This is a genomic window from Synechococcus sp. KORDI-49 (assembly GCF_000737575.1).
Taxonomy (GTDB): Bacteria; Cyanobacteriota; Cyanobacteriia; order PCC-6307; family Cyanobiaceae; genus Parasynechococcus.
The window spans coordinates 769902-786907 of sequence record NZ_CP006270.1 but is presented as its reverse complement, the minus strand read 5'-3'; the positions used below and the strand labels follow the sequence as shown (position 1 = coordinate 786907).

21 protein-coding genes and 1 tRNA gene are annotated in these 17006 nt (G+C 64.5%); 10 read left to right on the top strand and 12 right to left on the bottom strand.

Features of this window, described 5'->3' with window-relative positions; translation table 11 throughout:
* Positions 1 to 8: 8 nt before the first annotated feature.
* Both zwf and KR49_RS04255 read right to left on the bottom strand, forming a co-directional pair.
* Positions 9 to 1532, bottom strand: coding sequence for a glucose-6-phosphate dehydrogenase (gene zwf / locus KR49_RS04260; RefSeq protein ID WP_043691986.1), 1524 nt, complete (start codon positions 1530 to 1532; stop codon positions 9 to 11).
* Positions 1533 to 1684: 152 nt separating this feature from the next.
* On the bottom strand, positions 1685 to 2854 hold the full coding sequence (locus KR49_RS04255; protein WP_043691984.1) for an FAD-binding oxidoreductase: 1170 nt from the start codon (positions 2852 to 2854) through the stop codon (positions 1685 to 1687).
* Positions 2855 to 3076: 222 nt separating this feature from the next.
* On the opposite strand from KR49_RS04255, the gene KR49_RS04250 reads away from it, so the two are divergent.
* Complete coding sequence (locus tag KR49_RS04250) at positions 3077 to 3547, top strand: SRPBCC family protein (RefSeq protein ID WP_084188098.1); 471 nt, start codon at positions 3077 to 3079, stop codon at positions 3545 to 3547.
* 26 nt (positions 3548 to 3573) lie between these two features.
* Here the strand turns inward: KR49_RS04250 and KR49_RS04245 are convergent.
* Both KR49_RS04245 and KR49_RS04240 read right to left on the bottom strand, forming a co-directional pair.
* Positions 3574 to 3646, bottom strand: a tRNA-Glu gene (locus tag KR49_RS04245).
* A gap of 47 nt (positions 3647 to 3693) precedes the next feature.
* Positions 3694 to 4845 carry a histidine kinase gene (locus KR49_RS04240; protein WP_043691982.1) on the bottom strand — a complete coding sequence of 384 codons (1152 nt, stop codon included), beginning with the start codon at positions 4843 to 4845 and terminating at the stop codon, positions 3694 to 3696.
* 106 nt (positions 4846 to 4951) lie between these two features.
* Here KR49_RS04240 and KR49_RS04235 point away from each other — a divergent pair, with 106 nt between their 5' ends.
* From KR49_RS04235 to pepN, 4 genes are all read left to right on the top strand, one after another.
* Entirely contained in the window at positions 4952 to 5539 is a 588-nt protein-coding gene (locus KR49_RS04235) for a hypothetical protein (RefSeq protein WP_052378162.1), read from the top strand.
* Positions 5540 to 5644: 105 nt separating this feature from the next.
* The gene (locus KR49_RS04230; protein WP_253912855.1) at positions 5645 to 6013 is read left to right on the top strand and encodes a cAMP phosphodiesterase; all 369 of its coding nucleotides are present in this window, start codon (positions 5645 to 5647) and stop codon (positions 6011 to 6013) included.
* 131 nt (positions 6014 to 6144) lie between these two features.
* Entirely contained in the window at positions 6145 to 6495 is a 351-nt protein-coding gene (locus KR49_RS04225) for a glycine zipper 2TM domain-containing protein (RefSeq protein WP_043691976.1), read from the top strand.
* A gap of 42 nt (positions 6496 to 6537) precedes the next feature.
* Positions 6538 to 9141, top strand: a complete 2604-nt coding sequence (gene pepN, locus KR49_RS04220) for an aminopeptidase N (RefSeq protein ID WP_043696758.1) — start codon at positions 6538 to 6540, stop codon at positions 9139 to 9141.
* Between the two features lie 9 nt (positions 9142 to 9150).
* Here pepN and KR49_RS04215 read toward each other — a convergent pair whose 3' ends face one another.
* Both KR49_RS04215 and KR49_RS04210 read right to left on the bottom strand, forming a co-directional pair.
* On the bottom strand, positions 9151 to 9360 hold the full coding sequence (locus tag KR49_RS04215; protein WP_043691974.1) for a hypothetical protein: 210 nt from the start codon (positions 9358 to 9360) through the stop codon (positions 9151 to 9153).
* A 41-nt stretch (positions 9361 to 9401) separates the two neighbouring features.
* Positions 9402 to 9947, bottom strand: coding sequence for a rhomboid family intramembrane serine protease (locus tag KR49_RS04210; protein ID WP_043691972.1), 546 nt, complete (start codon positions 9945 to 9947; stop codon positions 9402 to 9404).
* Positions 9948 to 10015: 68 nt separating this feature from the next.
* Here KR49_RS04210 and KR49_RS04205 point away from each other — a divergent pair, with 68 nt between their 5' ends.
* Positions 10016 to 10222, top strand: coding sequence for a hypothetical protein (locus tag KR49_RS04205; RefSeq protein ID WP_043691966.1), 207 nt, complete (start codon positions 10016 to 10018; stop codon positions 10220 to 10222).
* A 10-nt stretch (positions 10223 to 10232) separates the two neighbouring features.
* Here KR49_RS04205 and KR49_RS04200 read toward each other — a convergent pair whose 3' ends face one another.
* From KR49_RS04200 to KR49_RS04190, 3 genes are read right to left on the bottom strand one after another with little or no spacing between them, the layout of a single operon-like run.
* A complete protein-coding gene (locus KR49_RS04200; protein WP_043691963.1) occupies positions 10233 to 10739 on the bottom strand; it encodes a WbuC family cupin fold metalloprotein in 507 nt (168 codons plus the stop codon).
* A complete protein-coding gene (locus tag KR49_RS04195; RefSeq protein ID WP_043691961.1) occupies positions 10736 to 10972 on the bottom strand; it encodes a DUF6737 family protein in 237 nt (78 codons plus the stop codon). Before KR49_RS04195 ends, KR49_RS04200 begins: the two co-directional genes overlap by 4 nt.
* A gap of 9 nt (positions 10973 to 10981) precedes the next feature.
* Positions 10982 to 11599 (bottom strand): PCC domain-containing protein, encoded by a 618-nt coding sequence (locus KR49_RS04190; protein WP_043691960.1) that lies wholly within the window; start codon positions 11597 to 11599, stop codon positions 10982 to 10984.
* Between the two features lie 106 nt (positions 11600 to 11705).
* Between KR49_RS04190 and KR49_RS04185 the strand changes: the two genes are divergently transcribed.
* Positions 11706 to 11942 carry a CopG family transcriptional regulator gene (locus KR49_RS04185; RefSeq protein ID WP_043691958.1) on the top strand — a complete coding sequence of 79 codons (237 nt, stop codon included), beginning with the start codon at positions 11706 to 11708 and terminating at the stop codon, positions 11940 to 11942.
* Positions 11943 to 11963: 21 nt separating this feature from the next.
* Here the strand turns inward: KR49_RS04185 and KR49_RS04180 are convergent, their stop codons facing one another.
* Positions 11964 to 13088, bottom strand: a complete 1125-nt coding sequence (locus KR49_RS04180; RefSeq protein WP_253912816.1) for a transporter substrate-binding domain-containing protein — start codon at positions 13086 to 13088, stop codon at positions 11964 to 11966.
* Between the two features lie 48 nt (positions 13089 to 13136).
* Between KR49_RS04180 and KR49_RS14555 the strand changes: the two genes are divergently transcribed.
* Positions 13137 to 13508, top strand: coding sequence for a DUF3104 domain-containing protein (locus KR49_RS14555; protein ID WP_071839652.1), 372 nt, complete (start codon positions 13137 to 13139; stop codon positions 13506 to 13508).
* On the opposite strand, the gene KR49_RS14090 is transcribed toward KR49_RS14555, so the two are convergent.
* Positions 13430 to 13609, bottom strand: coding sequence for a hypothetical protein (locus KR49_RS14090; RefSeq protein WP_043691955.1), 180 nt, complete (start codon positions 13607 to 13609; stop codon positions 13430 to 13432). The two genes, KR49_RS14555 and KR49_RS14090, sit on opposite strands and share 79 nt — an antisense overlap.
* Positions 13610 to 13705: 96 nt before the next feature.
* Between KR49_RS14090 and pdeM the strand changes: the two genes are divergently transcribed.
* Together pdeM and KR49_RS04165 are read left to right on the top strand one after the other, a co-directional pair.
* Complete coding sequence (pdeM, locus tag KR49_RS04170) at positions 13706 to 14383, top strand: ligase-associated DNA damage response endonuclease PdeM (RefSeq protein WP_043691952.1); 678 nt, start codon at positions 13706 to 13708, stop codon at positions 14381 to 14383.
* The gene (locus tag KR49_RS04165) at positions 14305 to 15888 is read left to right on the top strand and encodes a hypothetical protein (RefSeq protein ID WP_253912815.1); all 1584 of its coding nucleotides are present in this window, start codon (positions 14305 to 14307) and stop codon (positions 15886 to 15888) included. The genes pdeM and KR49_RS04165 overlap by 79 nt, the downstream gene beginning before the upstream one ends.
* A gap of 809 nt (positions 15889 to 16697) precedes the next feature.
* Here KR49_RS04165 and KR49_RS04150 read toward each other — a convergent pair.
* A complete protein-coding gene (locus KR49_RS04150; protein ID WP_052378160.1) occupies positions 16698 to 16970 on the bottom strand; it encodes a DUF3764 family protein in 273 nt (90 codons plus the stop codon).
* Positions 16971 to 17006 lie beyond the last annotated feature (36 nt).

The following is a 17006-nucleotide window of genomic DNA, read 5'->3' as shown; positions in this document are numbered from 1 at the left end:
AGGCGTTGTCAGGGACGGCGCCAGAGCAGTCCGTCGCGGGCGAGCAGGGCATCGGCGGCCGCCGGTCCCCAGGTGCGGGATTCATAGGGATGGATCGGCAGCTGCCAGGGGCTGTCCTCGATCAGTTCCAGCAGCGGGGTGTACAGGCGCCAGGCGGCCTCCACCTCGTCGCTGCGGGTGAACAGGGTGGGGTCGCTGAGCATGGCGTCGGCCAGCAGGCGCACGTAACCCTCATCGGAGGGTTCACCGAAGGACTCGTCGTAGGAGAACTCCATGTCGATCGGCCGGCTGCGCATGCCGGAGCCGGGAGATTTCACCTCGAAGCGGAATTCAGCCCCTTCATCCGGCTGGATGCGCAGGATCAGCTGGTTGGAGGTGGGGCCGCCGTTCGCGGCATCGAACAGGTGCACCGGTGCCTCGCGGAAGGTGAGCACCACTTCACTGACGCGCTTGGCCAGACGCTTGCCGGTGCGCACGTAGAAGGGAACGCCCTGCCAGCGCCAGTTGTCGATGAACAGCTTCAGGGCGACGTAGGTCTCCGTGGTGCTGTTCGGGTCGACCCCCGGTTCCTGGCGGTACCCGGCCAGGGGAGACTCCTGGCTGCCACCGGGTCCGTACTGGCCGCGGATGCAGCAGTTCCAGGGCTCCAGTTCATCAGCGAGCCGGGCGGCCTGCAGCACCTTGGCCTTCTCGGTTCGGATCGCTTCCTGGTCGAAGCGACCGGGTGCCTCCATGGCGGTGATCGCCAGCATCTGGGTCAGGTGGTTCTGCACCATGTCCCGCAGGGCTCCGGAGGTTTCGTAGTACCCGGCCCGTTCCTCGACGCCAACGGTCTCGGCGGCGGTGATCTGAACGCTGGAGATGTAGTTCCGGTTCCAGATCGGCTCGAAGATCGTGTTGGCGAAGCGCAGCACCAGGATGTTCTGGACCGTCTCCTTGCCCAGGTAGTGGTCGATGCGGAAAATCTGGTTTTCCTGACCGCAGCTCTGAACCACCCGGTTGAGGGACTGGGCGCTGCCGTAATCGCGCCCGAAGGGCTTTTCGATCACCACGCGGCTGCGCTTGGGATCCTTCAGCAGGCCGGCATCCGCCAGGGCACGACAGCCGCTGCCGTAGAACTTCGGCGACACCGAGAGGTAGAAGGTGCGGTTGCCGCGGGTGGCGCACTGCTGATCGATCTGCTCGAGGCGTCCCCCCAGACGGACCACATCCTCCGGCTGCTGCAGATCCACCGGCTCGTAGAAGAGTTTGGCGGAGAACTGCTCCCAGGCCTGGGGGTCCTCCTCGATCTTCGCCGCCAGTGCCTCGGTCATCTTGCTGCGGAACACCTCGTCGCTCCAGGGGCGTCGGGCACAGCCGAGCAGCGCGAACTCACTGGGCAGACGGCGCTGCTTGAACAGCTCGAACAGGGCCGGCACCAGCTTGCGATGGGTCAGATCACCGCTCGCCCCGAAAATCACCAGACACTGGGGTGCGATGACGCGTTCCTGACGAAGTCCAACCCTCAGGGGATTGGTGATCGTGGCGACCATGAAGCACAGGCGTCTGCCGCTGGTTTAGGCACGGAAGCGGAATTGCACAGTGCTCCAGAACATCCCGACTGGTGCATGCGTTCGGATTGTTTTCAAGCGAAAAAAAAAAGCCCGCCGCGGGACGCGGCGGGCGAGGGCACCGGAGATCCGGATCAATAGGTTTCCACGTGCCAGCGGTCGGCCTTCTTGAGCTGCGGACGCAGCTCGGACCAGTCCAGCCCCTTGGCGGCGGCGGCGGCGGTCATGGCCTCGTCGATGCCGGGCTCCATGCCGCGCAGACCGCACATGTAGACGTGGGTCTTGGGGTTTTCAATCATCGAGAAGATCTCCTCGGCATGCTCCAGCACGCGGTCCTGGATGTACATCCGGCCGCCCTTGGTGTTCTGCTGTTCGCGGCTGATCGCCTTGGTGTAGCGGAAGTTCTCGGGGAATTCCTTCTCGTAGTGCTGGAAATCCTCGTCATAGAGGAGGTTGCCGGTCTTGGGTGCGCCCATGAACAGCCAGGCTTTGCCTCGGAAGGTCCAGCCGTTCGCATCGCGCTCGCGGGGTTCGAACATGCGGCGGATGTAGGTGCGCATCGGAGCGATGCCCGTGCCGGTCGCCAGCATGATGATGTTGGCGTCTTCGTCGTCGGGCAGCAGCATCTCCTTGCCCACCGGACCGGTGATCTTCACCTTGGAGCCGGGCTCGATGTCGCAGAGATAGGTGGAGCAGACGCCGTAGATCTGTTCTCCTGCCTCGTTCTTGTACTCAAGCTGACGCACGCACAGGGAGACGGTGTTGTCCTGGTAGTTGTCGCCGTGGCGGGTGCTGGCGATCGAATACAGGCGCAGTTTGTGGGGCTTGCCGTTGGCGTCGTTGCCTTCCGGAATGATCCCGATGCTCTGCCCTTCGATGTACTCGAGCTGGGGTTCGCCGCCGGAGAGATCGAAGGTGATGTGCTGGACCCGACCGATACCGCCGTCCTTCACCAGCGAGTAGTTCTCGGTCACCGTCCCCATGAAGGGTGTCTTCGGTTTGTAGGTGTTGACCGGAACGTTGGCGTGGGGCTTTTTCTTGGGGGCGGGAGCAGTTGTCACGGCTTGCGGTTCGGGGGCGCTGGAGGCTGCCACCGGAGCGGAGGGAGAGTCCTCGCTGGCGGGTGACACGCTGATGATTCTGGCTCCAGAGGCGCTCAGGCGCTTGTACAGGTTGTTGAGTCCACTCATCGCCACCTGGTAGGTGCGAATCACGGAGGCCCCTGATCCGGCCTTGATGCCGCTGGCAACAACCGTGAACAGAGGAGACGTGGTTCCACCGGCCGTGGCGACAGGCACCCGCATGAGATCTCAATTTCGGTTGCGCGACTATAGGTGTGGTCTTCATCCGCGCAAGCGGAGGTTGACCGTTGACACAGATCGCGATGTGATCCGTGGGATCTCCTTAAGATCAGACCATTCTCTTTCTCATCGGAGACCTTTCAGGCGTTGGTTCCAGCTCAGTCAATTTTTGGACGTGGGCTCCGTGAAGCCGCTGCCGACGAGGGTGTTGTCATCGAGCAGACGATGGAGCGCCTTCCGCAGGGCGTCAGGCGTCTGGCGGTGCAGCTGAGAACAGCGATACCGGTCTCGGTTCTCTGGGAGGTCCTCACGGACTACGACCATCTCGACCGCTTCATTCCCAATCTCAGCACCAGCGAGCTGGTGCTGCGGGACGGCCAGACGGTGCGGGTGCTTCAGGTGGGCAGTCAGCAGCTTCTCGGTCTGCGCTTCTCCGCTCAGGTGCTGCTGGAACTGCAGGAAGTGCTGCCGGACGGCCTGCTGCGGTTCCGGATGGTGAAAGGCGATTTCCGGCGGTTTGAAGGGTCCTGGCAGATGCGAGATCTGCCCGAGGGGTCCTCACTTCTTTATGAGCTGACGGTGCAGGGATGCCTCGGCATGCCGATCGGGCTGATCGAAGAGCGGCTGCGCGACGACCTGTCGAGCAATCTGCATGCGGTCGAACAGGAAGCCAGACGGCGCTGGAGCGGCGACTGACGACATTCAGCCGCGTTGATTTGACATACCCCCAAGGGGATTCGAACCCCTGTCGCCTCCGTGAAAGGGAGGTGTCCTAGGCCTCTAGACGATGGGGGCGAGGCCGTGAGCGATGAGCTGTCTGTGCTCCCGGTCACCAAGCAAAACTACGGGTCGGGCTGACCCTCCGTCAAGACAGCCTGACCCCATTCCTGTCCCTGGCCCTGCCAGATCGGCACGGTGAAGGTGAAGCAGGCCCCCTCATCGGGTTCCGACACCACCCAGATGCGGCCGCCGTGCACTTCCACGATGCGGCGGCAGACCGACAGCCCGACGCCGAATCCGGTGGTGCGATGCGATGTCTGCGGCAGACGGACCCGGTCCAGAAAGATCCGCTGCTGCTCTTCGGGGGGGATGCCCGGCCCGCTGTCGCAGACACTCACCTCCACCCACTGACTGGTGCGGTGCAGCATGGTCAGGGTGATGTGCCCGCCATTGCCTGTGTATTTCAGGGCGTTCTCCAGCAGGTTGAGCAGCACCTGACGCATGCGTCGCTGATCGGCGAAGACCTTCGGCAGGTCGATCGGTATGTCGGTGCGGATCTCGACGTTGCGTCCGAGCCAGAGCTTCTCCAGTTCCAGGATCACCTCCGCTGACACGCTCGCCAGATCGAGCCGCTGAGGGTTGAACAGGGCCTCCCAGCGGGTGGTTCCCACCTCCAGCAGATCCTTCGAGAGCGCCTCCATCTCCTCGAGACGGCGGGTGATCACATCCTGGAAGCGATCCATGTCGATCTGCCCGAGCCTCTGGCTCTGCAGGGCCAGGGTCGCTGCGGTGAGGGGTGTGCGCAGCTCGTGGGCCACCATGCGCAGCAATCTCTCCTGGGCGTGGATGCGGTCGATCAGGGTCTCGTTCTCCTGACGCAGCACCAGCAGCTGATCCTCCAGCTGCAGCTCCTTCTGGGTGCGGCTGCCGTCGAGTTCGGTCGGCCGCAGGCTGAGCCCTAGTCCGCTGACGACGCCGTCCTGCTGCCAGCGCGGCACCCACCCCTTCAGCTGCTGGTGGATGTTGCTGCCGGCGAACACCTGCTTGGGGGAGGGCGACAGCTTGATCAGAGCGGGGGTGACCACGAGCCGGTGCAGCTCCAGCAGCTCCGGCTGCTGGGACGGATCCGCGAGCTGGAGGGTCACCTCGAATCCGACGTCCTCCCGCTCCAGGTACTGCACCAGAGAACGGAGGTCCTGGCCGGACAGGTGATGACGGGCAGCCACCAGCAGCAGCTGAAGCTGCTGACGACCTTTGGGACCGTCACCCTTCACAAGGCATCCGACGCGGAAAACGAATGCTCACCTTATGGGTTTTTGACGGGGACTCCATCCGGGCTAAGACGTTCATGAACAGTCCGCTTCGCCGTATCCGCGGCTCATGTCGCTTTTTTCCGGGCAAAACCGTGTTCCATTGACGGTGCCGTCGCGCGCTGACGGATCACCATCGGTCTCCGTGGACAGCAATCTGCGCCGCTGGTTCACCCGCAATCTGGGCGTCTGGCGTTCGCGACGTCAGTACATGTTCAGCGATGACCAGGTGCTGCATCTGGACATGAACCTGAAGATGGAGACCTTCGCCGAGCCGACGGCCGGTGAGAGCCGTTACCGCTTCAGCTGGTGGTCGGACGCCGAGGATCAGCACTCCGACGAGTTCTTCGCGCGCAAGCCCTGGTACGAGCGCAGCGGCGTGATGGAGGCGACCCTCTGGGGCCATCAGCTCCAGCGCAGCCGGGGCTATCTGAACGGCGACCCCGTGCGCACCCGCCTGCGGCAGGTGGATGAGCACGAGACGATCCTCGAATCCCACTACCAGCAGTGGGACATCCTGGAACACATCCGGCTTGTGGATCAGGACCGCTACCGCTACCGGGCGATCTACAGCTGGGAGAACGGGGAGCTGTCGATCGTCGAGCACCACCACGAAATCCGTCTCTCCGAGGCGCCGCCGCCGATCCAGGAGAACTGACCGGACCACTCCGGACGCCTGGAGGGTTGATCTACGTAAAAATACCGAGGATCAATCGGTGTCAGTCCGTTGAAACTTCGCCACAAACTCCTGGGAGCATTGGCGGTGCCGGCCCTGCTCGCCACAGGTGAGCTGTTCGGCGCTGTGGCCGGTGCTGTTGCCGCTCCCGCCACCAAGCAGGACATCGCCATCTATCAGGCCATGGGCACGTCCTTCTTCTGCATGGCTGCGCTCGATGGCGTGGAATTTCCGAAGGCGCTCGGCATCTCCGCCAGCACCTATGCCCAGGCCCTGAAGGGCCGCCATGACGGCAAGGTGTCGATGCTCGACAACAAGACCCTTTCGGAGAAGGAAATGTTCGCCGCCGCCGAGCAGCAGGTGCTCCTGCGCGCCATGCAGGCCTGCCCGAAGGCGATTCCAGCCGATGTACAGGCCAAGGTGAAGGAAGCCATCAAGAAGATCTCCGACAAGTGAGCCTCAGGCTCCGGCCAGTTGCATCTGGAAGCAGTTGGCCGGAGTTTCGGTTGCCAAACGATCTGGATCCGGCGGTTGTCTGGGGGGGCGTCAGACCAACTACCTGACGTCGTCCTTTTCCGAGATCACGGATGATCCGCTTCTCTCCGTTTTCCGTCCTGGTGCTCGCCGGAGCGCTGGTGACGACGGCCCTGCCCGCTCAGGCCCATCACTGGTCGAGTGGGCACTCTTATCCCTATGAACCGGCCCCCTATCCCTACGAGCGGTCGCCCTACAACAGCTCGGCGGGGGATGGCTGGATGCGAACGCAGCTGGAACGCGACTGCAACAGAGGGCGACTGATCGGGGGCATCGTGGGAGGTGGCCTCGGCTACGTCGCCTCGCGGGATGACGGCCGCAGCTGGGCCGTTCCCCTCGGTGCGCTGCTGGGATCTCAGGTGGGTTGCAACGCCGGCAGCGGCCGCCGCCCTCTGCCCTGGTGACTGGTCCGCCAGGATCAGGGCTGCTGAATGCCCGGTGACGCCATGGCAGCCGTCGCTCCGGTCCGCCTCGCGGACTACACCCCATGGCCCTTCGGGCTGGAACAGATCGCTCTGGATGTCGTCATCCACGCCGATCACGTTCTGGTGACCAGCCGGCTGCAGCTCACGCCGCTGCAGTCCGGGGTGCCCCTGGTGCTGCACGGTGTCGATCTGACCCTCGAGCACCTGGCGATCGATGGCAGTGTTCCGTCGGCGCAGGCCTGGCAGCTGCAGGACGGCATGCTCACGCTGCTGTCTCCGCCGGATCAGCCGTTCACGCTCGAGACCCGCTGTCGGATCGACCCCTACAGCAACACATCCCTGGAGGGTCTTTACGCCAGTGGCGGCATGCTCACCACGCAGTGTGAAGCCGAAGGCTTCCGCCGCATCAGCTTCCATCCGGACCGCCCCGATGTGCTCAGCCGCTGGCGGGTGCGACTGGAAGCCGAGCGACAGCACTTCCCGGTGCTGCTCAGCAACGGCAACGCCGTGTCGGCCGGGCCGCTGGCGGGGGCACCGGACCGCCATGAGGCGATCTGGGATGACCCGCACCCGAAGCCGTCGTACCTCTTCGCGCTGGTGGCTGGTGATCTGACGGAGGTGCGCGATCAACTCCGCACCGCATCCGGGCGGGAGGTGACGCTGCGCCTGCATGTGGAATCCGGCGATGAGCCTTACACCGCCCATGCGATGGCGTCACTGAAACGGTCGATGCGCTGGGATGAACAGATCTACGGCCTGGAATACGACCTCGACGAGTACAACATCGTCGCCGTGCGTCACTTCAACATGGGCGCGATGGAGAACAAGAGCCTCAACATCTTCAACTCCAAACTGGTGCTGGCCGATGCGGAAACAGCCACCGACGGGGAGTTGGAGCGGGTTGAAAGTGTGATCGCCCATGAGTACTTCCACAACTGGACCGGCAATCGCATCACCTGCCGCGACTGGTTCCAGCTGTCGCTCAAGGAAGGACTGACCGTCTTCCGCGATCAGAGCTTCACCGCGGATCTGCATTCCTCTGCGGTGAAGCGGATCGAGGATGTGGCGATGCTGCGCAACACCCAGTTCCGGGAGGATGCGGGGCCGACGGCTCACCCTGTGAAGCCGGCGGAGTATCAGGCGATCGACAACTTCTACACGACGACCATCTACGAAAAGGGTTCGGAACTGATCCGCATGCTGCACACCCTGCTGGGGCATGAGCGGTTCATGGCGGGAATGGCGACCTACGTGGAGCGTTTCGACGGCACCGCCGCCACCACTGAGGATTTCGTGCAGGCCATCACCGACGGGGCCGCTTCCGATGGCCGGCCCCTGGGGTTTGATCCCGATCGCTTCCGGCGCTGGTACCACCAGGCCGGCACCCCCCAGCTGAACGTGGAGCGCAGCTGGAACGCCACCACCGGTGAGCTGACCCTTCAGCTTCAGCAGCGGACCGAGCCGACTCCAGGCCAACCGCAGAAGCAGCCGCTGGTGCTGCCGCTCGCCATCGCCCTGGTGACGGCCGACGGTCGCATCGGCGAGGAACAGCTTGTGGTGATGGACGAGGCCGATCGGACCATGGTTCTGAAGGCACCGCCCGCCGAACAGCCTCCGGCGCTCTCGATCCTGCGCCGCTTCTCGGCACCGGTGGTGCTGCGCATGGATCAGCCGCTGACGGAGACGCTGCAGCTGTTCGCGGCCGATGACGATCCCTTCTGCCGCTGGGATGCCGGCCAGCGGCTGTTCCGTCAGATCCTGCTGGCCCGGGCTGCGGATGCGCCGGAGCCCGCTGTGGAGGCCGCCCTCACAACAGCTCTGGGGCAGACCCTGGCCGGCTCGGATGAGGGGGCGGAGCTGGCTGTTCTGCTGACGCTGCCTGGCCTGGCGGAGCTGGAGGCGCTGCAGACGACGGCGGATCCGCTGAGCCTCGATCGGGCCATGCACAGCCTCAGAGCCGATCTCGGCGGCGCCTTGCACGAGCCCCTGCGTCAGTTGCTCGAGCGATGCCGTCCGGGCTGGAGCCGGCTCTGGCCGGAGGGGCAGGGAGCACGCCAGCTGACGGCCGTGGCCTGGAGCTGGCTGGCGGCCGCCGGCGATGCGGAAGCCCGTGAGCAGGCTCTCAAGGCGGTGAGCGGTCCATCGATGACCCTGGCCCGGGCTGCGCTGCGGGCTCTGCGGCCGATTGACTGCCCTGAGCGCGACCAGGCGCTGGCGGCCTTCCATGACCGCTGGCAGGACAAACCGGTGATTCTCGACAGCTGGTTCTCCCTGGAGGCCTCGACGCCGCGCTCCGACAGCCTGGAGCGGGTGCGGGACCTGCTGCTGCATCCCCGGTTCGATCCGCTGGCTCCGAATTCCCTGCGAGCCGTTCTGGGGGGCTTCACCGCCAACATCAGCGCCTTCCATGCCGTCGACGGCAGCGGCTACCGGTTCATGGCCGAGCAGATCGCCGCGGTCGATGCCCGCAACCCGATCACGGCGAGTCGTATGGCCAAGGTGTTCAGCCGCTGGCGCAGTTACGGGCCGGAGCGTCAGGCCGCCATGCGCGCGGCGATCGAGCTGCTCGATGGCGCTCCCCTGTCTGCCAATACCTCGGAGGTGGTGGCGATGCTCCGCTCCTGAGCGGAGGGGTCAGAGTCTGGAGAGCAGAACCACCAGCAGCGCGGTCACGACCAGAGCAGTGATCAGGACCCAGCGGCGGCGACCGCTCTGCCGCTGGCCTTTGGCGCTCGGTCGGGTACCGAGGGCGTAACCGCAGCGCTTGCAGATCAGTCGTCCGGCCAGGGCGCGATCAGCGCGGAACTCCCGACTGCCGCAGTTCAGACAGACCGCTGGTGGCATGGGGTCATCTCCGGCGTCCGTTCAGCATGCCTTGAACCGTGTCACGACGTCTGCCCTGCGCTGTCGCGATGCACGGCCAGGGCCGCCAGCAGTCCTCCTGCGAATCCGGAGGCATGGCCGATCCAGCTGACACCGGCGGGGGAAACTCCCGGAATCAGGGCCACCAGGGCGGATCCGTAGAGCCAGAAGGCGATCAGGCTGAGCAGCACGGGCAGCAGCCGACGCTCCAGCCAGCCGATCAGCAGCAGATACCCGAGCAGTCCGTAGATCACGCCGGAAAGACCATGGCTGGCTGTGGGCCAGAGCAGCACCACCGGCACCTCCATGAGCAGCACGGCGATCCAGATCGCGATGTAATCCCGCATCCCCCGGGTGAGCACAAGCCAGCTCAGCGGCAGGAACACGGCGCTGTTCGAGATCAGGTGTGCGAACCCGGAGTGGCTGAACGGGGCGCTGAGCAGTCGCCACCAGGGCAGGCCCGGACCCATGGGCAGGTTCCATTGCCCGGCGAACAGGATCTGATCGACCAGTTCCTGGCTCCAGGCCAGAGCAAGCAGCAGCAGCGGCAGCAGAAAGCGTTGACGCATCCGGTGGGTGCAGCGGTATCAATGATGGCGAGCCCTCGTCATAACCTCCCCCCACCCGACAGCCCGGCATGAACACCAACGCCAGGATCGACGCCCTCCAGCTCATGCTCACCGATCTGCGCATGCGCAATGAGCCGATCCGCCACAAGGCGGCGTTCCGGGGATGTCAGCCTGAGTTCCAGTCTCTGGTCAGCCGGCTGATCGAGCAGCTGGAGACGGAGCTGCTGGATGAGAAGCAGCGGTTCCGGGAAGCGGTGCGGACCGCCGAGGTCTGAAGCGGTTCTCTCAGGGCCGGTGACCGGTGGCGAACAGCTGCCGCCAGCTGCGTTCCTGATCCTCCGCCTGTTCGCTGCCTTCGCCGGGGAAGGCGCTGAGGAAGTCCTTGTCTTGCGTGGGCTGGTAAGGGCCCTGCTTGAGTTCGAACATCACCGTGTCCGGCTCCAGAGCCACCAGGGAATGGAACTGGTTCTCCGCCAGTTCGATGCCGCGCAGCGGTCCGGTGGCGCTCAGGCGGTGCCGTTCGATCAGCTGTCCGTCGCCATCGAAGATCAGCAGGCCGATCGCCCCCTGAAGCACCAGAAAGCACTCGAAGCCCGTTCCCGCCTGCTCGCGCACGTGGCGATGCGGGCGCACGTAGGTGCCGGGTTGCAGCACGTTCAGAAACCGCTGCACCAGATCGCTCTCCTGGTGGAGATTGTGGTTCATGCGCAGGCGCGGTTTCCCGCGTGCCACGGCCGCGACGCGGTCGAACAGGCTCTGGTCGATGGCCTGCAGCCTGATGCTGTCGCTCATGGTGCCGGTGGTGTCGGTGGCAGGGCGCCGGAGCGGGGCACCACGATCAGAAACAGCCACCACCAGATCAGCACCAGCAGGGCGATGGGCAGGGTCAGCCACAGCCAGTGCAGCAACCACCAGGACCCTCCGATCGCCAGGGACCCGGTCATCAGGATCGTCCAGGGCTGGCACCACCAGGGTTTGTGGGACCAGAACGACGTCGGCTCAGGGCTCTCCTCCGGTGTGGCCATGGCCGAGGCTCAGCGCAGCTGCTCCAGCTTGCCTGAACCGTGCAGGGAGGCGAGGTCGTCGTAGCCGCCGAGCAGTGCACCATCGATGAACACCTGCGGGAAGGTGCGCATGCCGCTGCGGGACTGCCAGCGGCTGAAGGCGGCATCGTCGTTGACCGTGTCCACGGTGTGGGGCAGATCCAGGGTGCGCAGCAGCCGCAGAGCTCTTGCGCACCACGGACAACCCGGCAGCACGGCGATCTCGATGCGGGGCGGCTGTGCAACGGGTGTGGCTGTGTTGCCGTCGACGGCCGGCTGGGACGGCTCGAGAACTCCCACCAGAAGGTCGACGCCCTTCTGCACCAGGGTGCCGGGTTCGAGATGTCCTCCCCACACCTGGCAGGCACCATCGGAGAGGCTGAGATGCAGGTGCACTCCTTCGGGGCTGAGGGTGCCGTTCAGGGTGATCACTTCGAGATCCCCCTCCAGCACGGTGGGCTGTGCCTGGCCCGGGCACTGAAAGGCGGCACGGCTGAGGTTGCCCACCACGCCCAGGACGAAGCCGTTGAGCTGCTGCGCACGGGCCAGCTCCTCGAGGCTGAGGCGCAGGTCGCTGCCGGGCGTCAGTTTCAGGGGCAGTGGGCGCATGGCATCCTGAAAAACGAGGTCAGGATACGCGCACAGGCGGACATCAAGCCAGCCTGGTTTTAGGCACGATATTGCATCTATATTGTGTATAAATCTTCACTGAATCGTGCCGATTCTTCAGGATCTTGTGCAGGAGCTGCAGCAGCGGCTGGCCTCCACCGAACCGGCTCCCAGCACGGCCGCCGTCGCCGATGCCGCTTGTTCCGAGCGGATCAACGTCACCCTGCCCCGCGGCGTGATGGACGATCTCAAGCGGCACGCCCTCGAGGAGGGGCGCAGCTGCGGCAACCTTGCAGCCTTCCTGGTGGAAGACGCCCTGCGGCGTCACCGGCCCCTCAGCTGAGGCGGCGTTCCCCCGGCGGATTCAGTTGAGCAGAACGTTGGTGATGGCTTCCACCTGCCCCTGCCGCTGCAGCTGCAGGATCGAGACGTTCAAGGCATTGCGCAGGGGGTCACCGGATCGGAAGGCGAAGCCGTAGGTCTCCTCGGTGAGCGTGAACGGCGCTAGTCGTACGGCCAGATCCGGATTCTTCTTGAGGTAATAACGGATGGCCGGTCGATCGAAGATCACGGCCTCCGCCCGGTCCTCCAGCATCAGATCGATGGCGCCGGCGAGCGAGTCGGCCGACACCACGCGCATGTTGCGTCTCTGGGCCAGTTCCACGCCGCTGGTGCCGCTCACCACGGCGACCCGGCGTGATTGCAGTTGCGCAGGATCGGTGATCGCGGTTTCGGTGGCGCCGGTGAGGAACAGGGTGAAGGCCGACGCGAGGCTCGCCGTGAGCGAGGACACGGCGATCAGGGAGATGGTCATCCAGGCGGCGGTGAGCCCACGGCCGGTGCGGGTGACCGGGGCCTTGTCGCCGTAGCCCACCGTGGTGAGCGTTACCAGCGCGAACCACATGCCGCTGCCGATGCCCGCCAGCGGCGCCCGGGGGAACTGCTCGGCATTGCGGCGCCGTTCGGCCAGCCAGATCAGGCTGCCCACCGCCAGCAGCACCCCCAGCAGCACCAGTACCGACGACACCACCGCCCATCCGAAGAACACGCTCAGGCGGCTGACCAGACTGGGGGGAGAGAGGGGCAGCAGCACGCCGGACTTGCCCAGGAAGTAGGGCTGTGTGAAATCGACGTCAGGCATGGCGAGGCGCCGGGCGGTGATGCTGATCGGCCCCACCAGCAGATCGATCTCTCCCATCTCGATCGCCCTCAGTCCCTGCTTCGGGGTCGGCTGCTCGACCAGGTCGTAGCTGAGGTCGTTCTGCTCGGCCACGCGCCGCCAGATCTCCAGGCTGATGCCCCCTCGCGAGCCATGGCCGCTGAGCACGAACGGAGGCGATCCGGTGATGCCCACCCGCAGGGTGCCGCGCGGCTCCGGTGCTGCCGCCACAGCGGGAATGATCAGCAGCTGGGTGGCGCTCAGCAGGGCTGCAGCCAGGGCGGAGCAGCGCATCGCCGCCGGATCGGATGACACCTGGAAGCGTGCCATGCTCCGGCCTTTCCGTCGCTAGAACGAACGTACTGGCACGAGGTCGGGATGGACGGGCCGTTGTTTCTCCGCGCTCGCTGCGGTGATCTGGTGGTGGTGGAAGGCGAGGATCCGGGGGACTGGTGGATGGGCCATGTGCTGCATGTGGTGGGCAGCGCCCGTGGCCCTGAGCCGTCCCTGTTTCAGATCGCCTGCATCGACAGCGGCGTGGTGCGGATGGTCAACGCTGATCAGGTGATCGAGCGGTTGCCGTTCAGCGCTGTTCCAGACGACGCACGATCAGCGTCATCGCCACCAGTGAGCCGGCCAGAGCGATCAGCAGGGCAAGGGTCATCGGGGGGTCAAAGCGGGGCAGGTGCCGTCAGGTTGGCATCCACAGCCCCCAGCAGCCATTCGGCCACTTCCATGCGCAGGGCGTAGGCGCATTCGTAACGCTCTTGACGTTCCAGCGACAGCAGCCGTCGCTCGAGCCAGCGAAGGGTTTCGCTCGGAAGCTGGTTCGGACGCACGGAACGCGCCACAATTAATTCCTCATGGGACGCAAGGTTGATGCACGGATGTGCCGGCCCGATGCAGTCAGGGCTACACAACAGCCAGATCAAGCCACCCCGGCGCGGATGAGCGCGCAGCTCTGGCAGTGGGGAGCGGAGTCGCTGCAGTTTCTGCCGCAGCGGGCGCTCTGGCGGCCGGAGGGACGGGTGCTGATGCTGGCGGATCTGCATCTGGGCAAGGCGGAGGCCTTTCAGGCGCAGGGAATCCCGTTGCCGAGCGATGCCGATGGCGGCACGTTCAACCCCCTGCTTGAGCTCTGCCATCAGTGGCGTCCGCAGCAGCTGATCGTTCTGGGAGACCTGATCCATGCCCGGGTCGGACTCACCCCGAGGTTGCGGGACAACCTGCGGGCTCTGCCGGAGCTCTGCGGTTGCGAGGTGCTGTTGATCGGCGGCAATCACGATCGCCACAGCTGGATGGAAGGCCTGCCGCAACTGCCGTCTCAGGCCCTCGGTGCCCTGTGGCTGAGCCATGCTCCGGAATCCCCGCCGCAGCCTCACCAGCTGAATGTGTGCGGTCATCTGCATCCCACCAGTCGGCTGCGCAGCCGCTCCGATCACCTGCGTCTGCCCTGCTTCGCCTACGACGAGGTCGGTTCCCGTCTGGTGATCCCGGCCTTCGGAGAGTTGACGGGAGGGCATGACTGCGGCGACCGTTACCGCACATGGCTGGTGGCCGACGGCGTCATCGTTCCTTGGTTCGATCCACTCCCCAAAAACCAAGGTCGACGGCCCGCCGCGTGAAGCCACGCGTTCCCCGCCAAGACCAGACCCCCCGACCCCGGTGGCGGAACCGCTGGCTGCTGCTGGCGCTGGCCCTGCCACCGCTGGTGTTCGCCGGCCTGATCGCCCTGGCTCCGAATGCCCCGGAGCGGGTGGCGGAGAGCAACGAGCAGGGCGACCTCGTGCTGCCGGGCCTCCCGGCCGACGATGAGCCGTTTCATTACATCCCCGATGACGAGGTCTATGCCCTCGATCTCGATCCCCGCGAGGTGCGCTTCGGGTTGCTGGAGGGCTGGGACCGGGAGCAGGACGCGTACGAAGACATCGCCGCCCTGGCCTACGTCTCCGGGCCGATGTACGAGCGCCACATTGACAACGGCGGGCAGGAGATCACCGTTCCTCTGGGTGATCTGAAGTTCGGTCCGCGGGTGTGGCGCGGCCGCAACCGCACCGCCTCGCGCCAGCGCGCCTTCATCGGCATCCGCCACGACGGCAGCGTTGATTTCGGCTTCGGGGAACTCACCGATGACCACAGCCGCACCTACGAGACCTTCATCGGTGGATTGCACAGCCTCTACAACGATCTGGAGGAGGCGCCCGACACCTACAAGGGGGCCTACAGCATCAGCATGGGGCAGCGGATCCGGTATTACCTGCCGCGCATTCGCATGGTGATGGGTCTGCGGGACGATGGCCATCTGGAGGTGCTGATGAGCCGTGACGGCCTCACCCTCGAGCAGACCAAGGAGTTGGCGCGGCGCCGCGGATATCTCGCCGCCTATATGCCCGATCACGCCTCCAAGAGCCGCTTCATCATTCCGGGCACCAAGGGATTCACCGAAGAGGACGCCAACTGGATCAGCGGTGGCGCCACCAGCTTTGTCCACGTGCCGTACATGCTGCGGCTGAGCCGTCGTCAGACACCGCTCCGCGGCAATCTGATCGCCGGGCTCACCCCGAAGCTGCCGGGGGATCAGTCGTGCGAGGGGGCGGTGGCGTGTGTTCAGGCCGTGGGTCTTCACCTCACCGATCGTGCGCTGGCCGGCCTGAACCGGGTGATGGAGCAGGGGGTGGAGCCGCTGGCCCGAATGATCTGGGCGCCTGCCCCGCCACCGGAACGTCTCGACGGTTCGCCTGATGAGCCTCCCAAGAACGTGGAGCGATCGCCGCTGCGGGAGCCGCCGATCACCGCCGATCCCCTGGTGCTGCGGGAGCGGCCGAACCTGCAGGAGATCGAACCGGTGGAGGACGGCCTCGAGGATCCGACTCTGATTCGTGGTCCGATCACGCCGTTGCCCCCCGATCTGCCGCCGCCGATGCTGCTGGAGGATCCGGTGCTGGAGATGCCGGCGGAGACTCCGTTGGAGAGCGACGACCCCGTGATGGAGGACCGGCCTGAGATGGCGCGGGATCCGTTGATCGGAGCACCACCTCCTCCGGAATTACCACCGTTGCCGGTGGTACCAGACCTGCCGGCTCCGCCAGCGGACTTGCGTCAACAGGATGCTCGGCTGTTGTTGGAGTAAGCAGGATTGGGGCTGAGTTATTGAGCTGCAGAAGTGGTGATCCGTTGCTGATTGCGGAGATGTGTCTGGCTTGAACGCTCCCCCTAGCGGCCAAGGACTATGAGTTTGAATTTGTGTGAGGCCAGCTTGTGGATTGCTGAGAAGAATTCGATGTCAGATCTGTCAAGAATGACATCCTTTTGCAGTTCATTCAGGTAGGCATTGCAATCCATTAATCGATCAAGGGGCGTTCCTTTTTGGTAGTCGTTCATCATTAGCTCAAAGTGGTCATCTGCTATCCGACACATGATCACTTGGTTGTCCGTGAGCTTGGTTGGATTCATTGATTCGGCTCCCAATTGTCTACAACGTCATTCAAATTCTGTCGTTGCAGACCATTCGAACGTTCACTCGATCGGGGGATTTATCCCAAGCCCGCCTCCCCCAACCGGGGGAGAGAGACTTGACTTCCTGTGCGTCCGTTCCCCTCTGGTGTCAGACTTTGATCGTCATCACTGGGATCCAGGTCTTGGGACAGAAGTGCTGGATTTGGTTCAAAGGTGACTCTCTCAAGAGCAAGGCCAAGTGGGTTGGTGGCTGGATCGGATCTGTGGCTCCTCTCGGTGGGGTGCGAATCGAGCACCATGACTATGTTCCCTGTCGCGTCCCGCAGTGGCGCGTCCTGTGGGAGGAACCCAAGGATGTGTCGCAACCCCCTGAGATTCCTGATGGTGCTCAGTGGAAGCTCTGGCCAACTGACTGAAGCTGAATCTGAGTGTCGAGGGTCCTGGCCCAGTCGTGCATCACACCAGATCGGTATGCACGACTGGTCAGCACTGCTTGTATGAGGTCACCACAGCGGTGTGCATGAGAGCACCATTCTCAACAAAGCGTGCAGCGTTGTCTTGCATGTGCTGCGCAATCACACCCGTTTCAGCTTGGACGACAATGACAACTTTGGAAGGGTTGTTGTTCGCGACCCCGCGATAAAGCACTTTGATGCCTTTGGCTTCCCGGCCCGGTGCTTCGTCGTGATCGAACTTGTCGGCAAATTCGGCAAAGGAGTTGCTGATGTCCAACGTGCAGACAATGGTTTCGAGCATTTGCCTGATGGAATTGATTTTGTGGATCGTTAGCCT

Bases quoted from the DNA above. Each gene is read 5' to 3' on its own strand.
- KR49_RS04225 (WP_043691976.1), top strand. From the start codon at position 6,145: ATGATCCGCTTCTCTCCGTTTTCCGTCCTGGTGCTCGCCGGAGCGCTG.
- KR49_RS14555 (WP_071839652.1), top strand. From the start codon at position 13,137: ATGGACGGGCCGTTGTTTCTCCGCGCTCGCTGCGGTGATCTGGTGGTG.
- KR49_RS04210 (WP_043691972.1), bottom strand. From the start codon at position 9,947: ATGCGTCAACGCTTTCTGCTGCCGCTGCTGCTGCTTGCTCTGGCCTGG.
- KR49_RS04180 (WP_253912816.1), bottom strand. From the start codon at position 13,088: ATGGCACGCTTCCAGGTGTCATCCGATCCGGCGGCGATGCGCTGCTCC.
- pepN (WP_043696758.1), top strand. From the start codon at position 6,538: ATGGCAGCCGTCGCTCCGGTCCGCCTCGCGGACTACACCCCATGGCCC.
- KR49_RS04250 (WP_084188098.1), top strand. From the start codon at position 3,077: ATGGAGCGCCTTCCGCAGGGCGTCAGGCGTCTGGCGGTGCAGCTGAGA.
- KR49_RS04235 (WP_052378162.1), top strand. From the start codon at position 4,952: ATGTCGCTTTTTTCCGGGCAAAACCGTGTTCCATTGACGGTGCCGTCG.
- KR49_RS04190 (WP_043691960.1), bottom strand. From the start codon at position 11,599: ATGCGCCCACTGCCCCTGAAACTGACGCCCGGCAGCGACCTGCGCCTC.
- pdeM (WP_043691952.1), top strand. From the start codon at position 13,706: ATGAGCGCGCAGCTCTGGCAGTGGGGAGCGGAGTCGCTGCAGTTTCTG.
- KR49_RS04150 (WP_052378160.1), bottom strand. From the start codon at position 16,970: ATGCTCGAAACCATTGTCTGCACGTTGGACATCAGCAACTCCTTTGCC.
- KR49_RS04165 (WP_253912815.1), top strand. From the start codon at position 14,305: ATGGCTGGTGGCCGACGGCGTCATCGTTCCTTGGTTCGATCCACTCCC.
- zwf (WP_043691986.1), bottom strand. From the start codon at position 1,532: ATGGTCGCCACGATCACCAATCCCCTGAGGGTTGGACTTCGTCAGGAA.
- KR49_RS04200 (WP_043691963.1), bottom strand. From the start codon at position 10,739: ATGAGCGACAGCATCAGGCTGCAGGCCATCGACCAGAGCCTGTTCGAC.
- KR49_RS04195 (WP_043691961.1), bottom strand. From the start codon at position 10,972: ATGGCCACACCGGAGGAGAGCCCTGAGCCGACGTCGTTCTGGTCCCAC.
- KR49_RS04205 (WP_043691966.1), top strand. From the start codon at position 10,016: ATGAACACCAACGCCAGGATCGACGCCCTCCAGCTCATGCTCACCGAT.
- KR49_RS04215 (WP_043691974.1), bottom strand. From the start codon at position 9,360: ATGCCACCAGCGGTCTGTCTGAACTGCGGCAGTCGGGAGTTCCGCGCT.
- KR49_RS04255 (WP_043691984.1), bottom strand. From the start codon at position 2,854: ATGCGGGTGCCTGTCGCCACGGCCGGTGGAACCACGTCTCCTCTGTTC.